A 17446-nucleotide genomic window follows, 5' to 3' on the forward strand; every position below is an offset into this window, starting at 1 on the left:
CCCCGATATATCATATGATGAAATGCATGTACTTTATCTTATTTTTTATATAAAAACTATACTATTCTCTCTATTTACTTATTTTCTTTTTATAGTCCATACTTACTCTTTCTATTTAATGAATACCCCATTATTGCTCCTATGACTCCGCCCATAATATGTGCCATATTCGAAATATTATCCTGCATGCTAATTCCTTCGTATATCTGCTGCCCTATAAAAATAGCTGCTACCAAGAGAAATGTTAGTGGAATTTCACCCTCTCTGAATCCTGTAAACGATGCAAGAACAATAAACGCAAATACCACTCCGCTCGCTCCACACAATCCAATATTCACAAAGAAAATGTAATTTACCACCCCGGTAACTAACGCAGTAATTCCAATAACTTCTATCAGTTCTTTTGAACCATGCTTTTCCTCAAGCATTGGTCCAAGAAGTAAAAGATATGATGCATTTCCAATAAAATGTGTCCATCCTTCATGACCAAATACATGTGTTACAAACCTTATATATGTCATTGGCTTCATCAACGATGAATGATATGTCATAAAAATTATTTTTGTAATTCTTCCATTCGAAAGAACTCCTAGTAATGTTGCAATAAAACAAATCATTGTAAAACTTAACGTCACTGGTGAATTAAATGTAATCCTTATTTTTTTTTTCAAATTATCTCACCCTCTCAAAATGGGAAGATCATCTAACTGTCTTCCCATTCTATTTCTCATTATTTTCGTTTTATTCCAGTTTCAAGCATAGCCTGTTTTAAATCATCTTCTATTTTAACTAATTCCTCTTGTACCTTGGCTCGTTGTACTTCTCCCTGCTCATGAACTTTTACCACCTCATTTATTGAAGCAATCAAATCTCTATTACACTGTTTCAATGTATCAACATCGACAATTGGTCTTTCTGATTGTTTAGCCGTCTCTATCGTTGCCAACTTTAATGTCTCCGAATTTTTCTTCAAAAGCTCATTAGTTTTATCTGCCAATGTTCCCTGTGCGGCCAACGCTCTACTGGTATGCTCTATTCCCAAAGAAAGTACTAATTGATTTCTCCAAAGAGGTATTGTATTTGCTAATGATGACTGTAATTTATCCATCATTTCGCGATCATTATTTTGGAGCATCCGAACTTGCGGAGCAGATTGAATGGAAATGACTCTTGTAATTTCCAAATCAGATAATTTTTTTTCAAATCTATGGCATAAATCTTCATAGTCCCGATATGCCTGAACATCTTCTTGCTTATCACTATTTTCCGCAATATCTTTTAACTGTTTAAGCTTTGTTGTTTTTGCATGATCCAACGCCTTTTTTCCTGCAATAATATACATTGTCAATTCTTTATAATACTGTACATTTAACTCATACATTTGTTGATACATCGAAATATCCTGCCCCAGAATATCTCTATGCTTTATCAAATCTTTTTCAATTCTATCAACATTACTCTCAGCTTTTGCATAATTAGCTCTTATAGAACCAATACCTCTTTTAGCTTTTTGAAATATTCCTAGAATACCCTTCTTTTCTGATTCTGTTGTTGCATCTAGAGCTATCGTTAACTCTTTTAACGAATCGCCAATTTCTCCTAAATCATATGTTTTTACTTTTTTTAATATTGTAGTAGAAAAATCAGATATATTTGTTTGCGCTTTTATTCCATAATTTATAATCTGATTCACATTTTCAATATTAATTTCACTTACCAATTGATCTACCATTGTTCTTTCTTCTTCGGAAAGCATACTTTCATTAATGGTTCCAACCGAGTAATTTGTTACACCATTCTCAGTTATATTTTTCATTGTAGGAATATGATTCATTTCCCCTCTAATTACTTTATCTGACTCTAATGTTAAATCTACCTTTTCTTCTTCCATAGTGAAATCCTCCATCACAATATTATCCTAATAAATTACTAAATTCCAACCTGATATCATCATTATTTTTTTCAACAGAATCAATCTCGTCAATCACTTTTTTTAGTGATTCATTTGTTTGCAACAACTTTTCGACACTAACTTCTTTATTGTTCTTATCCGCTTTACTTCTACTAACCAAGCTCTGTGTTATTTCTGCCAATTTACTTTGAATCATCATATTACGACTCATCCGCTCTATTCCTAACAAAATAGAAATTTGATTTCTCCATATAGGTATAGTTCCAGATACCGCCCCCAAAATCTTATCTACCAGTTTAGTATTATTTTCTAACATAAGTTCCATTTGTGCTTGACATTGCAGAGCAACCGTATGTGATATTTCTAAATCCTGTATCTTTTTTTCAAGTCTTTCGTACCAATTCTCTGTTTCTTTTGAATCGCATACGTTTGATTGTTGGTTTATCACTTTCTTGCCATATAAAATTGTATTTTCCAAATTTGATAATACATCTACTATATTTTTACTTAGTTCTTCATATAGCTTTAACTCTTTCACTATTTGGGCTTCTTGCAATTTTAACGCAATTTCCATTTTATCAATACTAACAAGTATCTCACCGTATTTTTTTATTAGTAAACTTCTTTTTTTATCTGTTTTTCCAATTGAAAAAAAAGTATTTTTCCTAATTAGCCCTTGAAAATCATCCATTTTCTTCAAAATATCATGAATAAGATATTCCACATCACCATTTTCATTAAACAACTGACATGAAATTAATTTAGAAAAATCACGTAATTGTTGCTGTGCAGTACAGCCAAATAGTAATATACTGTCCTGATTTCCCACTTGTAACTCACTCTCGGATACCAGACAATAACCATTATATTGCTTTTGCAAATGCCCCACTCCTTTAAGAATCTTATTCTATAAGTCCATCTTGTTTCATAAGAATTTCCATTGCCGAGATATCCGTTGCTATATCTAATTCTTTTTCTTGATAAAATTTATCCAATATTCCTTCAAAAGAATCTATAATTTTATCAATAGATTCCTCTATGTCTTTCTTTACTTTTTGCAAAGTTTTACCCTTCACTTGTTTTTCATCAATTTCTATATAAGCTTCCAGCAACTTTTCTGTAGTTGGTAAATAGTAATTCATAAACATTCCCAATTTGTCTGCATGTTGTGGATTTATATCTACTTCATGGAATATCATTGAAACTACACTTTCCATTCTGTCAAGCTTTTGAGAAATAATTTTATCCTTAATAATGTCATTGCTCTCATGAATTTTTTCTACATATCGTTGTCCCTGATTCAAAATTTCTTGCATTTCCCTAGTACGTTCTTCCATCCTCAACCGCTCCTCCATCTGCTTTCTATAATACCGATCATATACAGCTTGCTTATCTTTATATTCATTATATACTTCATTTGAAATAATAAAAATCAAGTCGTCGCAGCACAGATGCCCTTGTGGTATAAGTTTTAATCTTATTGCCCTTTTTAAATCCTTTATTACTTTTTCAGGATTTACCTTTGAATACGCAGCTAAATCATCAATTATTTCTATATTTTTAAATCGGAGATTCTTTATATATGTATCATAACGCTTATTAAAACGCATTTGAATAATCATATTTGCAATAACTATAATATTAAAAATGATAATTGCTAATATTATTATAATTCCTGCAATTGCAGTTACATTATATATGTCAGAATATATTAATGTTCTGATTAAAATTGGAAGAAACCATATAAATCCCATAAGAAAAATAGTACATACTATAATACTCCATCCACATATTGATGAACTACCAACTTCAAAAATGAACTTTTCTCTACTAATCCCTATATTAGGTAACCTGCCTAGTTGTTCTGTCACTCCAGAAAAAGAACCTTTTTCAACACCATCCCTAACAATATCATTTACTTCCTTTGCCTCTTGCAAGCATTCATCTTTGCTACTATCCTCTTGTTCTTCTGATTTTTCTTCTGAAAAGAATTTATTCATTATTTCCATTAAGTTCTCTCCTAACTAAATCACTCAATTTTTTCAGTTGCTGACGGTTGATGTAATTTTCCTGCATCAATTTTCGTTCCTATACTTGATGCCGGCACCGCTAATGATGGCATAATGCTTGATGTTGGAGTACCATTTGGTAATTCAATATTTTGATTTACATCTGGTAACTTAAATGTATCTGCTGTTGCTGTCACTGCTGGTGTTTGAATAGCCGGCACAGAAGATGCGGCTGGTGCACTATATGTAACATCTCCCTCCGAACTATATGATGAATTCGAATGGGATGATGTATTTGAATGTGATGTATGACTAGCGTGGCTTGAATGAGTATTTGAATGCGATGTATGGCTTGAATGACTCTCATGACTACTATGACTGCCATGTCCTCCAGAACCTGATCTGTGCGAACTATGTGAACTATGTGAACTATGTGATCTATGACCCGCAAACACATCCATAGCCATTAAACTTCCTAATACCACAATCATTGTTCCTAATACCAGCAGTTTTCTACCTGGAATATTTCCTTCCTCATCCTCTATTAAATTTTCTATACCCTTTTGAAACCTTGGAAATAACTCATCTTTTTTATTCATATATTTTCACACACTTTCCATTCGACCAATCTGTTTGATAATAAGTTGACGAATCTGTATAATACTGACATTCTCCGCTTGGTTTGCCATCCTCAAATGACCCAGCAAGTTTATATCCACTCTCATTTGTGGGATAAAAATATGTTCCACTCCCATTCATTTGATCCTCTGACCATTTACCTTCATACGAAGCGCCACTTATCCATGTATATGTCCCTTGGCCTGATTTTTGTCCATTTAAAACATTTCCATCATACTGGTCGCCATTACTATATTTAATTTGCGCTTGTCCAGACAGTTCTCCATCACTCATAGCACCACTATAGGCAGTTCCACTAACTAAAGACATTTCAACTGCAGTTGGTTCTCCTTCAGTTATTGTAAATGTATAACTCCCAAAATCATTTTCAACATGATAGCTTCCATCCGTAAATGTATTTTTATCAAATGTTCCACTTGCATAACTTCCATCAGAATAGGTATATGTTCCAGACCCACTCATCTGATCATCCATCCACTCTCCATCATATTTATCCCCAGATGCCCATATATATACACCTTGTCCACTCCTATATCCATCGGAAAAGGCGCCTTCATAGGTATCTCCACTAACAAATGTCATTGTCCCCGACCCTGTTAGTCCTTCAATATCACATGTACCTAAATATGTAGACCCATCTGCATATTCTATCGACGCTATATCTATATTACCCGATTTATAAGTTAACGTATACTTTCCTGTACTATTTTCAAATGTGCAAGTACCATCTTGAAATGCATTATTATTAAATGTTCCAACATAAACAATTCCATCCGGTGTTGTATATGTTCCTTGCCCACACATCTGATCATTTTTCCACTCCCCTTGATAAACAACCCCATCATTCCAGTAAAAAGTTCCCTCCCCACTTTTTTGCGATGCCGAAAACTCCCCCTGATATGTACCTTCACTTGGGACTTTAAGCGTTCCATTTCCATTTAACTGATTTTGTTTCCAATCCCCTATATACTCTGTCCCTGTTTTAAATGAAAATTGCCCTTGTCCAGAGAAATATCCAAAATCAGTTGCACCAGTATATATCCCTTCTGTTAATTGAATTTGTCCTGCTGAACGCATCGCATATTCTCTTACTACTCTCTTTTGTAAATCCTCAGAATTTATTTTTTGACCTAAACTAGCAATTACTATTCCCTCAATAACAATTAACAGCCCAAACCCCCATCCTGCTAGTTTTCTTCTTTTTTTAATTGCCTTTTCATATTCTTCTTCCGGGGTCACTATATCTTCTACTGCTTTATCTATTTCCAATTCCTTAACATCTTCTTGTGGTTCATTTACCTCTTTCAAACTTATCACCTCAATCTCGCCATGAACTTAATATTCGCATTGTTTCACTATTATTTTCATAAAACTTTGAAAATAAATAATCTAATATCCCGGAATATACTCTACACTTATACCCCCTTGGTTGTTTTTCAATTACATCACTTTCTAGAGCATAATTTACAACCGGACACGTTCCACAATATGACTGATACACACAATCACAACATGTGGGAACAGACTCTAATATACTGGAAGCACATACCGTTTTACATACACTGTTATTTATCAAATCTGTAAATGTACTCCTATATACATCTCCCAATTGAAATGTACTTTGTCCCATTTCATGTAACATTCTTCCTTCATCACAGGTGAAAATTTTTCCATCCGCATAATATGCTAATTGCCCCACACCTGCCCCACACGGAGAACGTAATTCCATATAGTTCATGAAATCACCTCTTATTCTCCTTAATAAAATAGTTGCATGATCTTCTTTAATAAATCTTCCTTTTTTGTTTATTTCAATCAATTCATTTAATGCCTGCCTATAAAACTCTACAAACTCCTCAGCTGTATATCCTATTTCATTCCAATGCTTTGCCGCTTTCCCCAATGGAGTTAATGGTCTTATAAAAATACTATCAAATCCATTATCTATATATGCATGAATGATTTCCTTAGGATAATTAAGAGAATGTCTGGTAGTAGTTTCTATTGCCCCTACCTGTAAACCAGCTTTTCTTATACGATCTACAGATTCAAGTACTTTCAGAAACGTTCCTTTTCCACCAATATATGGTCTATTACTATTATGTACCAGTTCATTTCCATCCAACGAAGTAGATATACCAAAATTATAACGTATAAAAAAATCTAATATTTCATCATCCAGTAATGTCAGATTAGTTACCACTGTATATGCTATGTCATGCTTTTCCTTATGTTCTTCGGCATACTCTACAATATGTTTTATAATTTTAAAATTAACTAACGGTTCTCCACCTTGAAACTCAAAACACAAAGATTGTTCCGGAGACTGCAAAGCAATATCAACTGCTTTTTCAGCCATTTCTTTACCCATAATGAGATGCGAGCATTCTGTACCATTATTTGCCTGACAATACACACATCCCATATTACATACTGTCGTTACCACAAAAATATGCAATGCTGTTGCCGTATTTACATGCCCCTTTATCTCTCTCAGTAAATATTTGTTTATTGATGAATACTCAAGATTCGACTCATCATATATCATTTTTTCATCAATAAGCTTTTTATAAAGTGCTGAGTCCTTTATAATTTGTTTCAAAATTATTTTTTGAAAATCCTCTTTGCTAACAAATACATATTTTCCAAAATCATTAGTCAATAAAACGCTGTTCCCAAACTGTTTAAAATTAAAATAATTTAATTTCATATAATTGCCCTTAATTCTCCCTTTTCCATAGAAATTGTTCCAGAAAAAAGACCGCCACATGCTTTTTTCAATTTACAAGTATCACAAATTTCAGCATATCGAACCTTGTCTGGTGAAATACTCTTCTCACATAATGTCCAGAATTCTCTCTTAACCGTACATAATGGGAAATTATATAGTTTTACATCAATCTCATTTTCAAGTAATAACATTACTGCTTCCTCTATTTTTTTTGCTGCTTCTCTATATGTAATCCATACCTTTTCAACATTTATTCTTGCACTTCCCGTCATTTCCATTGCCATAATACTCACATAGTCTATTCCAGAAAGTTCATCACAAATCAATCTTGCAATATTACATATATCATTTTCATTCATCTTACTAACAACTATACGTAACTCAATATGTATTCCAGCCTTCAATAAATTTTTAATTCCTCTAATTGTCTGTTCAAAACTACCTCTTGTCTGAGTTATAGAATCATGAATTTTTTCCCTCGAACCATGAATTGGAATTGCTACAATACTACTTGCAGGCACTGTTTCAACAAATCTTTGAACATAAGACTCTAGTGCAAAAATTCTACCATTGGTAAGGAACAAAAATTCTGTATATTCAAATTTATCTCTTAGGTATGCAATAAATCTAAATATATCTTTTCCTATCATAAATGGTTCCCCACCTGTAATCGTAAGATGTGGCGTATCCGTAGGTATATGTTTTGCTATCTCTATCAATGTATCAACACTTGTACTTCCACCTTTCTGTCTAGAAGCATCTGGAGATGGACACATGATGCAGTTAGAATTACATTTAGCTGTCACAAAAAAATAATTATCCACTGAACTATCATCATAATATTCCGAAAACCTTCCATTTTCCCACAGCTCGTATACATCATAATTATGAGCATTCTGCAACTTATCGATTATTTTCTTGTCTTCAGAAATAACCATATTCTCAGGATAAATGCGTATATCATTATCCGTAATAAATACGAAATCTATATCTTCTTTTAACAACTCTTCCTTTGTTGATTGATCTAAAGCCAAAGATACAATCCTATATTTTCCATTGTATTTTTCAAGCTTACCAATCATCTAACCACTCTCCATATAATAAAATAACTTAAAAATCCACCAAATATAAAAATTGCAAATGGAATTTTACGTACTACTGTTACACTCACAATATTTCTACTACCAGCCCATCTTCCAATGCTTGCTATCTGTTCTTCTGTCAGCCTGCTTTTCAAATCCTCCGAAGATACTGGTGGTAAGCCTCGAACTCTTGAATTCTGCATAATCATTGAAGAAACGCTCGATAAAATCATTCCTTTTTTTAAATCAGTTATCTGCACTTCATCATAAAGACTTGTTCTTATCATCATTTGACACAACAGTAATATCATTACTAAAATATAATTTTCCAGATTAAAAGAAAATGGTATATAACCCAACAATATTCCAACTATTATATCTATGATATAAATTCCAAATACCATTGACCATTTTTTTAGTATAGTACTCTTTCCAATAAGCCATGCCGTCATCATACATACTATTCTAGGAATCCACTTATTAACGTATATTCCATATATTCCAATCCCCATAAATAGTAAATTAAGTGCACATATATATCCCGTAGCTGATATAAACGATTTGAAAAAAGATGCAAAATATCCTTTTACATACTCCTTAGTAATTTTTATTCTTCCTTTTACCACAGCATATATTGAAAATCCTAACAAATAAAAATATCCATATAAGATTGCTATACATAATGCAAAATACAAGGTCATCTCCACTTTTCCATATACCAAATAGTAATTTGCTGGGTATAACATTGCCATTACTATAGTTAATTTGCAATCCCCACCTGCAAATGAATGTGTATAAAATAAAATCATACCTATAAAAGTTATAATTCCCAAATTCATCACAAATAGCCATAGCAAATCTCTAGCAAAATATCCATAATAAATTATCTCCAATACTATCGCAATCATAGCAAAAAACAATAATGTTTTGTTATAAATATATCCATCTTTTACATCTGATATTGAGACAATTATTCCCAAAGATATTAATGCAACCATAAATAAACATTCTATAATAATCATTTTTTCAAATTCTCTACATTTATTAAATAATTTTCAAACTCTTTTATTGTAATATTCGGATCATATTTGCACTTATCAAACCTCAATTCAACATAGGGTTTTTTCCATTTAATTTTGATTCTTGCATACTCTTTATAAATATTGCAAGTTTCTCTTATATTTTTTTCTGAATAAATATCTGTGTTTAAAAGTAATTTAATTGTTTGCATCAAACCAATCCTTCAATATTTCATCTTCACTAAATTCTTTTTCTATTACAGTATCTACTTCGTTTTTTTCATTCTGGGGTGCAACTACACTCGTAGCAACTGCTCTTGCAAGCATAAGTTCACGTATGTTTTTTGTTTGTAAATAAACCTCATGTCGAACACTTTGTGCTAACATTTCGTTTTCAAACTCATTATCTAAAATTTCTTTCTGTCCTTCTTTACTCGTTAGCAATACATAATAATAATCTCTATCTGCATCAAGATGTATATACGCCCTATCTGTAAAATTATACGCTGCCTTAATCAGTGCAACCTTGGAATAAAGTTCTCTATTATATTTTAATTGTTTCATAAACACAGTACCTCGTTATTTATTTTCTACGATTTACGCCAGTTTTTATACTCACCCGTAGTAATTCTACTATCTATTGGCTTATCTGAATTTACCGGAATAGCCCATGCTCTTCCAAATTTAGTTACTCCTTCTATTTTTCCCTCTGCGCACATAATTTGTACTGTTCTCGGTCTAACTCCCCACTTCTTTGCAATTTCTGCAACTGTAGTATATCCCTCGATCATTGTTAACCTCGCATTTTTTGAATTAAAAAGAATATAACCATATTAGCAATGCCTGTCCTTCTACACAAAAAATATTTTTTGCATTGTGCATAAGCATTATAATTAATTTTACTCGTCTTTGCGAAAAATGTCAATTTATGTATTCATCGCTATTTCCAAACGCTGGCTGTTATTTTTGTACCCATTTTTTCATACACTTAACAAAGGAGTGATAACATGACCAACAACACCTCCATGCGTACCGGTGCCCTCTACATCCGGGTATCGACCGGCAAGCAGGAAGAACTATCCCCGGACGCTCAAAGGCGGCTGCTCTTAGATTATGCTTCCAAGAACAATATCATTATCTCCAATCAGTATATCTATGAAGAAGATGGCATATCCGGACGTAAAGCAGATAAACGTCCGCAGTTCCAGAATATGATTGCCCATGCCAAATCAAAAGAACATCCCTTTGATGTAATTCTTGTATGGAAGTATTCGAGATTTGCCAGAAATCAGGAAGAATCCATTGTCTATAAGTCCATGCTCCGGAAAGACCATGTGGAAGTCATTTCCGTGTCCGAGCCGCTGGTGGATGGTCCTTTTGGTTCATTGATTGAGCGAATCATAGAATGGATGGATGAATATTATTCTATCCGTCTGTCCGGTGAGGTTGTGCGAGGTATGACGGAGAACGCTTTAAGAGGGCGAAATCAGGCTCGACCGCCTTTAGGCTATAAAGTACCGCATGCCAAAGAAACTCCCGTTATTGTGCCAGAAGAAGCTCTTATCATACATACGATATTCGACATGTATACCGAGAATGGTGCCAGTATGTTTGCAATTGCAAAACACTTAAATAACCTCGGCTATCTTACCTCACATAAGAAGCCATTTGAGCGGCGGAGTATCGGCTACATTTTAAGCAACCCTACTTATATTGGAAAATCTGTCTGGAACCGTCATTCTAACGATAACAAGGCATTAAAGGATGAATCCGAATGGATTATAAGAGATGGCAGCCATGAGCCGATTATCAGTGTGGAACAGTATGAAAAGGCACAGCAGCGTATCAAGGCAGAATACACTCCCAAATATGCCAAGCCACCGGAACTGCACCGGCACTGGTTATCCGGCATGGTAAAGTGCCACACCTGCGGACGCTCTCTCTCCACTTCCATTCATAAGGATAAACGATACGGACGGACATACACGAATTTTCAATGCTATGGATATTTAAAGGGGAAATGCAACGTGTCCCATCAGATTTCCGCCCGGAAATTAAAACCGGCTGTATTAGAAGGTCTGCAAGAAATTATGGAAGGTGTGCGACCGCTCCAGTTTAAAATCATCAAGTCAGAAGAACCAACCGCCCAGTCCGCCCATGAGATACTCACCGAAAGACTGCATGACATTGAGAAAAAAGAAGAACGTATCCGGCAGGCTTACCGGGATGGCATTGATACCATAGAAGAATACCGGGACAATAAAGCCATTCTTTTCAAAGAACGGGCAGAAATAGAAAGCCGGCTGGAAGAATTAACCCCTGCTCCTGTTCCATCTGAGACAGATACAAGGGAACTCATGCGCAACCGGCTTAAGAATGTATATGAGATACTTTCCAGTGAGGATGTCTCTACCGTCACCAAAAGCAATGCGCTAAAATCCATTGTAGATAAAATTGTCTATGACAGTGAAAAGAAAGAATTAAGCATTTATCTCTACTGCTCCGACACCCTCTAAACCCGCATAAAATAAGGCTTTAGACGTACTACATACGCAAATGGGAAAAGGTTGACTCAGTGGGGTTCGAAATACTTAGCCGACCAAGGGTATTCCACCATTGAAATTCTGCGCTATTATTACGGCAGCAGTATGTATATCAACACGGCGGATGAAATCAGTGGTGTGCCTGCTTCCTGGCCGGGCAGCAACCTTGAGGTTGGTTCTACCGGGGATAAGGTGCGGATGCTGCAGGAGCAGCTGAACCGGATTGCACGTAACTACCCTGCGCTTCCGACTATTGCCGTGGATGGCATTTATGGTTCTGCAACCAAAGCTGCCGTAGAAAAATTCCAGTCCATCTTTGGGCTTCCGGTTACCGGAATTGTAGATTTCCGTACCTGGTACCGTATTTCCGAAATTTATGTGGCTGTTTCAAGAATTGCAGAATTATATCAATAAATTTCATAACTTAAACCTTTTCGGGAATTCTTTTTACCACAAATCCATAGTAATTATGAAAATACAATGCTATACTAAATTCATATTACGAATTTACTGGAGGGAAAAATAATGCATACATTTCAACCATATCCAATTGACCTTATGGAAATGAATCCATTTACTAAAATCGGCAAAGAATGGATGTTAATCACAGCAGGTGATGAGAAGAAAGCAAATACAATGACTGCAAGCTGGGGCGGTGTTGGTGTCCTCTGGGGCAAAAATGTTGTCTACATCTTTGTAAGAGATACACGCTATACCAAAGAATTTATTGATAATGGAGAGACATTTTCACTGACCTTTTTAGATGAGTCCAATAAAGGAGCTTTAAAATATCTTGGAGCTGTTTCCGGACGTGATGAAAATAAAATTGAAAATGCAAGAATGCATCTTGATTACTGCAAGGACACACCTTATATTGACGAAGGAAATCTGGTATTTATCTGCCGTAAATTATCTGCTACAAAGATGACTCCGGACCAGTTTATTGATTCTTCTATCGAAAGCAGCTGGTATGCCGATGGCAACCTTCACACCATGTATGTAGGTGAAATCTTAGAAGTACTTGCCCGCTAAGCTACTCGCGTAACCATGGGAAACATGCTTTGCAAGTTTCTACAGTTATCGCGATGCTCGCCAAAGTCTGGCAGAAAAGAAGGAGCCAAGTTCGCTCAAGCAAACTTGGCTCCTTCTTTTCTGCCAGACTTTTTTTACCATCATTTTACTTATGAATAATATCATAATGTGCCTGTACGGCAGCATCGATTTTTCTCTGGTCTCCCGTTTCGATTGCTTCTGCAATTTCTACATGAAGCTTCCACATTTTTTCAAATTTCTCGGCATCTGCATTTTCCCAGCCTTTTCGGATACTTTCCTTATAAATTTCTGAAAATACCTGCATAATCGTAATCATGAAACGGTTGCCGGAACCTAATATTAATTTCTGATGAAACTCCCGGTCAATCTCATAACTTCTCTGCTGGTCAGCATTCTGCATAGATTCTGCCAGTGCTTTTAACTCCGCAAAATCCTGTTTACCCATGTTTTTAGCCGCAAGAAGACCTATTGTGTATTCTAAAAGGCAGCGTGCCTCTGCAAGCTCATCCTTATCTATCTGCTGCAATAGCAGCATCATATTAATTACTTCTGAAAGGCTTTTTTCCATGTTGCAGCAGATATAATTGCCGGAGCCCTGCTGACTTTCAATCAATCCGATATTCTCCATACTCTTTAATGCTTCCCGAATAGATGGACGTGACATACCAAGTGTTTCTGCCATTTCACGTTCTGTTGGCAGCTTGCTGCCTACCCGAAACTCCCCGCTCCGTATTCCATCTTTTACGAATGCCATTACCCTCTTATACTCTCTGTCCTTCATCTGAATCTCCTTTCATCCCTTGCAAAATTATTGCATCATAGATACATCAATAAAAATTAGCAAATACAGTTGCTGCTGCTACCGTCAGAAGTCCTGCTACTGCAATGGCAAGACTGCTCATTGCTCCTTCTACTTCTCCCATTTCCATGGCACGGGCGGTTCCGATTGCATGGGCGGAAGTACCAAGTGCCAGTCCCTTTGCCACCGGCTCTTCTATATGAACTACACGGCATACCACTTCTGCAATCATATTTCCCAAGACTCCGGTAATGATAATTACTGCCACCGTAATCGTTACGATTCCTCCAAGTTCTTCAGATACTCCCATTCCAATTGCTGTGGTAATGGATTTTGGCAGAAGGGTTACATATTCCTCATGATTCAGATGGAATATCACCGCAAAAAGAAGCACACTTCCCATACTTGCAATGACACCGGATATAATTCCTGCTACAATGGCACTTTTATGTTTCTTTAACAATTCCAGCTGCTCATACAACGGAACAGCAAGACATACCGTTGCCGGGGTTAAAAGATAGCTTAAATACTTTGCTCCTTCATAATAACTGTCATAGTCAATTCTGCCTACACTTAATACAACCATAACAAAAATAATAGAAATCAAAAGTGGATTAAACAGCGCCAGCTTTAATTTACGCTTTAACAGTGCTCCGATTTCATATCCAATGAGACTGATTACTACACCAAAGAAAAGGGTATCTCCTGCAAAATTATTCATTTTCTTCTTTCTCCCTTCCCTTTCGTATCACATTCTGTGTCACTCTTCCGGTCACGACCATAACAATAATCGTCGTAAGTACTGTAATGACAATCACCGGCACAATAGTCGGACGCAGAACGCTCCAGGAGTCCAGAAGTCCTACTGCTGCCGGAATAAACATCACCGGCATAATTTCAATTAAGAATACCGCAGTGTCCTTCACCTGTTCTATCTTAACGATACCCGTTACCAGAGCAAGCAGCATTAACACCAGTCCGTAAATGCTTGCAGGAACCGGTAATGGCAGCACCATATGCAGAATTTCTCCAGCAAAAGAAATTGCCAGAATTAAAAAAAACTGTCTAAAATACTTCATTTCTAAATCCTCCGATTGGTATTACCAATCAAAGAGTATAATACAAAAGAAGTAAAAAGACAAGTTTTATTTAATGATTTTTCAAAATTTTATTCATTTTCTAATTCTATAAAATCTGAATACTGTTTCCCTCTGTATGCTTTGCCGCTTTTTTCTTTTTTACCAGTTCGCCCGAAAATTCACTCATATTTCGAAAGGTATAATTCCTATTACTTATCATAGCAATAGAAAGTGTTACCAGTGGAAAATACTCTTCACCACCTTTCTTTTAAATATAATAATACTTAAGCTGTCTATAAAGAGCATTTTTCTAAGAATTAGAACCTGCGATTAACTCATCCAGAGTACCAAAATGGTACCCCATCTCTTCCCACTTTGTAAGTAGTTCATCTAATATTTCACCATTGGTCTTTGAAGTATTGTGCAGCAGCACTATAGCTCCCGGATGAATACGTCCGGTGAGTTTTTCAAAGGCCTCTTCTTTTGTTGGCTGATTATCCGGATCCCAGTCCACATAGGCAAGACTCCAGAAAAAAGTATAATAACCTAATTCTTTTGCCATTTTCAGATTTGATTCACTGTATTTCCCCTGAGGCGGCCGGTAAAATTTAACCATCTCCTTGTCTGTAATCTCTTCATAAAGTAACTTGACATCTTCAACTTCCTTTTGAAATGACGATACATCTGCAATTTCTGACATATCCGGATGATGATAAGTATGGTTTCCTACGGTATGACCTTCTTCCACCATTTTCCTTACCAGATCCGGGCTGGTCTCTAAGAAATGCCCTACTACAAAGAAGGTTGCCTTTACATCATGCTTTTTCAATGCTTCCAGTATCTTCTCCGTATTTCCATTCTCATAGCCGCAGTCAAAGGTCAGGTAAATCACCTTATCATCGCCATTACCAATAAAATATGTATTATATTTCCGCAATTCTTCCGGTGTGGCATTTCCGGTTGGCTGTGTCCCCGATTCACCAAATCCAAGTCCCCAGTTCTCTGTTGTAGATGCCACTGCATTTACTCCCAGTAAGCCGCCATTCTGCCAGCTTTTTACCAGCACTGCACTCCCACGGCCTGCACAAAATACCAATGCCAGCATTACCGCCACTGCCAGTATCCTTTTCCATTTTTTCATAAAAAAAGCCTCATATACTCTTTCTAAAGTATATGAGACTTCTTTTATCTCATGCTTTTCATTTTAGTTCTTTCAGTCATTTACTCTACTGCCTTGAATGCTTCCTCTAAGTCTTCAATAATATCGTCGATATTTTCTGTTCCGATTGAAAGGCGGATGGTATTCGGTTTGATTCCCTGCTCTTCTAATTCTTCTGCACTAAGCTGGGAATGCGTGGTTGATGCTGGATGAATCACCAGAGATTTTACATCTGCAACATTTGCCAGTAAGGAGAAGATTTCCAGATTGTCGATGAAATCTTTTGCCTTTCTGTCATCACCTTTGATTTCAAAGGTAAAAATAGAACCGCCACCGTTCGGGAAGTATTTCTTATATAATTCCTGCTGCTTTGGATCTGTACTTACTGCAGGATGATTTACACGCTCCACCTGTGGATGGTTATTTAAGAACTCTACTACCTTCAATGCATTCTGTACATGACGTTCTACTCTTAAGGATAATGTCTCTAATCCCTGTAAGAAGATAAATGCATGGAACGGAGATAAAGTTGCTCCGGTATCACGGAGTAAGATTGCACGAATCTTGGTTACAAATGCTGCCGGTCCTACTGCCTTGGTAAAGCTGATGCCATGATAACTTGGATTTGGCTCAGTTAAAGATGCAAATTTTCCACTTGCCTCCCAGTCAAATTTTCCGCTGTCTACGATAACTCCACCAATTGTTGTTCCGTGTCCACCAATGAATTTTGTTGCAGAATGTACCACGATGTCTGCGCCATATTCAATCGGACGAACCAGATAAGGTGTTGCAAAAGTGTTATCTACGACTAATGGAATCTTGTGTGCATGTGCTACTTTTGCGATGGCTTCAATATCAGCTACGTCTGAGTTAGGATTTCCTAATGTCTCAATATATAATGCTTTTGTATTGTCTTTGATTGCTGCTTCAAATGCTTCCGGCTCCGGCTCAACGAAGGTTGTTGTAATGCCGTACTGTGGAAGTGTATGCTCCAACAGGTTATAAGAACCACCATAGATATTCTTTGCAGCTACAATATGGTCACCATTCTGTGCAAGATTTTCAATCGTATAAGTAATTGCTGCTGCTCCGGATGCTACTGCCAACGCTGCAACTCCACCCTCTAATGCTGCAATTCTCTTCTCAAATACATCTTCTGTCGGATTCGTAAGTCTTCCATAAATATTTCCTGCATCTGCAAGACCAAATCTTGCTTCCGCATGGTCGCTGTTGCGGAATACATAGGATGATGTCTGATAAATAGGTACTGCTCTTGCATCTGTCACCGGATCCGGATTTTCCTGTCCTACATGTAACTGTAAAGTTTCAAATTTTAAATTACGTTCTGCTCTGCTTTTCTTTGTGCTCATCTTCTTTTTCTCCGTTCTGTTATTTATTTCTGTCACTCTGATGTTACATCA

19 protein-coding genes and 1 pseudogene are annotated in these 17446 nt (G+C 36.0%); 3 read left to right on the top strand and 17 right to left on the bottom strand.

Annotated features, from left to right (window positions below):
* Positions 1-89 precede the first annotated feature (89 nt).
* The 12 genes from OCV43_RS04965 to OCV43_RS05020 are packed head-to-tail and all read right to left on the bottom strand — an operon-like array spanning position 90 to position 10183.
* The gene (locus tag OCV43_RS04965; RefSeq protein ID WP_331494970.1) at positions 90-671 is read right to left on the bottom strand and encodes a rhomboid family intramembrane serine protease; all 582 of its coding nucleotides are present in this window, start codon (positions 669-671) and stop codon (positions 90-92) included.
* Between the two features lie 59 nt (positions 672-730).
* A complete protein-coding gene (locus OCV43_RS04970; protein ID WP_262623558.1) occupies positions 731-1891 on the bottom strand; it encodes a toxic anion resistance protein in 1161 nt (386 codons plus the stop codon).
* 22 nt (positions 1892-1913) lie between these two features.
* A complete protein-coding gene (locus tag OCV43_RS04975; RefSeq protein ID WP_262623559.1) occupies positions 1914-2792 on the bottom strand; it encodes a toxic anion resistance protein in 879 nt (292 codons plus the stop codon).
* A 22-nt stretch (positions 2793-2814) separates the two neighbouring features.
* The gene (locus tag OCV43_RS04980; protein ID WP_262623560.1) at positions 2815-3921 is read right to left on the bottom strand and encodes a 5-bromo-4-chloroindolyl phosphate hydrolysis family protein; all 1107 of its coding nucleotides are present in this window, start codon (positions 3919-3921) and stop codon (positions 2815-2817) included.
* 20 nt (positions 3922-3941) lie between these two features.
* Entirely contained in the window at positions 3942-4520 is a 579-nt protein-coding gene (gene hxsA3 / locus OCV43_RS04985; RefSeq protein ID WP_262623561.1) for a His-Xaa-Ser repeat protein HxsA3, read from the bottom strand.
* Entirely contained in the window at positions 4513-5877 is a 1365-nt protein-coding gene (locus tag OCV43_RS04990; protein ID WP_262623562.1) for an MORN repeat-containing protein, read from the bottom strand. Before OCV43_RS04990 ends, hxsA3 begins: the two co-directional genes overlap by 8 nt.
* A gap of 1 nt (position 5878) precedes the next feature.
* On the bottom strand, positions 5879-7270 hold the full coding sequence (gene hxsB / locus OCV43_RS04995) for a His-Xaa-Ser system radical SAM maturase HxsB (RefSeq protein WP_262623563.1): 1392 nt from the start codon (positions 7268-7270) through the stop codon (positions 5879-5881).
* The gene (gene hxsC / locus OCV43_RS05000) at positions 7267-8373 is read right to left on the bottom strand and encodes a His-Xaa-Ser system radical SAM maturase HxsC (RefSeq protein WP_262623564.1); all 1107 of its coding nucleotides are present in this window, start codon (positions 8371-8373) and stop codon (positions 7267-7269) included. Before hxsC ends, hxsB begins: the two co-directional genes overlap by 4 nt.
* Positions 8370-9371, bottom strand: coding sequence for a hypothetical protein (locus OCV43_RS05005; RefSeq protein WP_262623565.1), 1002 nt, complete (start codon positions 9369-9371; stop codon positions 8370-8372). The genes hxsC and OCV43_RS05005 overlap by 4 nt, the downstream gene beginning before the upstream one ends.
* A gap of 20 nt (positions 9372-9391) precedes the next feature.
* Positions 9392-9604 (bottom strand): HxsD-like protein, encoded by a 213-nt coding sequence (locus OCV43_RS05010; RefSeq protein WP_262623566.1) that lies wholly within the window; start codon positions 9602-9604, stop codon positions 9392-9394.
* Positions 9591-9956: a His-Xaa-Ser system protein HxsD gene (gene hxsD / locus OCV43_RS05015; RefSeq protein ID WP_262623567.1), complete on the bottom strand. Its 366-nt coding sequence runs from the start codon at positions 9954-9956 to the stop codon at positions 9591-9593. Before hxsD ends, OCV43_RS05010 begins: the two co-directional genes overlap by 14 nt.
* Positions 9957-9982: 26 nt before the next feature.
* A complete protein-coding gene (locus OCV43_RS05020; RefSeq protein WP_262623568.1) occupies positions 9983-10183 on the bottom strand; it encodes a helix-turn-helix domain-containing protein in 201 nt (66 codons plus the stop codon).
* Positions 10184-10399: 216 nt separating this feature from the next.
* Here OCV43_RS05020 and OCV43_RS05025 point away from each other — a divergent pair, with 216 nt between their 5' ends.
* The 3 genes and pseudogenes from OCV43_RS05025 to OCV43_RS05035 all read left to right on the top strand — a co-directional run bounded on the left by OCV43_RS05025 (position 10400) and on the right by OCV43_RS05035 (position 12967).
* Complete coding sequence (locus OCV43_RS05025) at positions 10400-11908, top strand: recombinase family protein (protein ID WP_262623569.1); 1509 nt, start codon at positions 10400-10402, stop codon at positions 11906-11908.
* A 27-nt stretch (positions 11909-11935) separates the two neighbouring features.
* Positions 11936-12349: pseudogene (locus tag OCV43_RS05030) on the top strand (peptidoglycan-binding domain-containing protein); the annotation flags it as partial.
* A gap of 111 nt (positions 12350-12460) precedes the next feature.
* Positions 12461-12967, top strand: a complete 507-nt coding sequence (locus OCV43_RS05035; RefSeq protein ID WP_117946658.1) for a flavin reductase — start codon at positions 12461-12463, stop codon at positions 12965-12967.
* A 145-nt stretch (positions 12968-13112) separates the two neighbouring features.
* Here OCV43_RS05035 and OCV43_RS05040 read toward each other — a convergent pair whose 3' ends face one another.
* From OCV43_RS05040 to OCV43_RS05060, 5 genes are all read right to left on the bottom strand, one after another.
* Positions 13113-13769, bottom strand: coding sequence for a FadR/GntR family transcriptional regulator (locus tag OCV43_RS05040; RefSeq protein ID WP_022242484.1), 657 nt, complete (start codon positions 13767-13769; stop codon positions 13113-13115).
* A gap of 46 nt (positions 13770-13815) precedes the next feature.
* Positions 13816-14508 (bottom strand): LrgB family protein, encoded by a 693-nt coding sequence (locus OCV43_RS05045; protein ID WP_262623570.1) that lies wholly within the window; start codon positions 14506-14508, stop codon positions 13816-13818.
* Positions 14501-14866 carry a CidA/LrgA family protein gene (locus OCV43_RS05050; RefSeq protein WP_022242482.1) on the bottom strand — a complete coding sequence of 122 codons (366 nt, stop codon included), beginning with the start codon at positions 14864-14866 and terminating at the stop codon, positions 14501-14503. The genes OCV43_RS05045 and OCV43_RS05050 overlap by 8 nt, the downstream gene beginning before the upstream one ends.
* Before the next feature lie 310 nt (positions 14867-15176).
* On the bottom strand, positions 15177-16007 hold the full coding sequence (locus OCV43_RS05055; protein WP_022242481.1) for a delta-lactam-biosynthetic de-N-acetylase: 831 nt from the start codon (positions 16005-16007) through the stop codon (positions 15177-15179).
* Between the two features lie 80 nt (positions 16008-16087).
* Positions 16088-17395 (bottom strand): O-acetylhomoserine aminocarboxypropyltransferase/cysteine synthase family protein, encoded by a 1308-nt coding sequence (locus OCV43_RS05060; RefSeq protein WP_022242480.1) that lies wholly within the window; start codon positions 17393-17395, stop codon positions 16088-16090.
* Between the last annotated feature and the right edge of the window lie 51 nt (positions 17396-17446).

The sequence above is a fragment of the Roseburia amylophila genome (assembly GCF_025567465.1).
Taxonomy (GTDB): Bacteria; Bacillota; Clostridia; order Lachnospirales; family Lachnospiraceae; genus Roseburia_C; species Roseburia_C amylophila.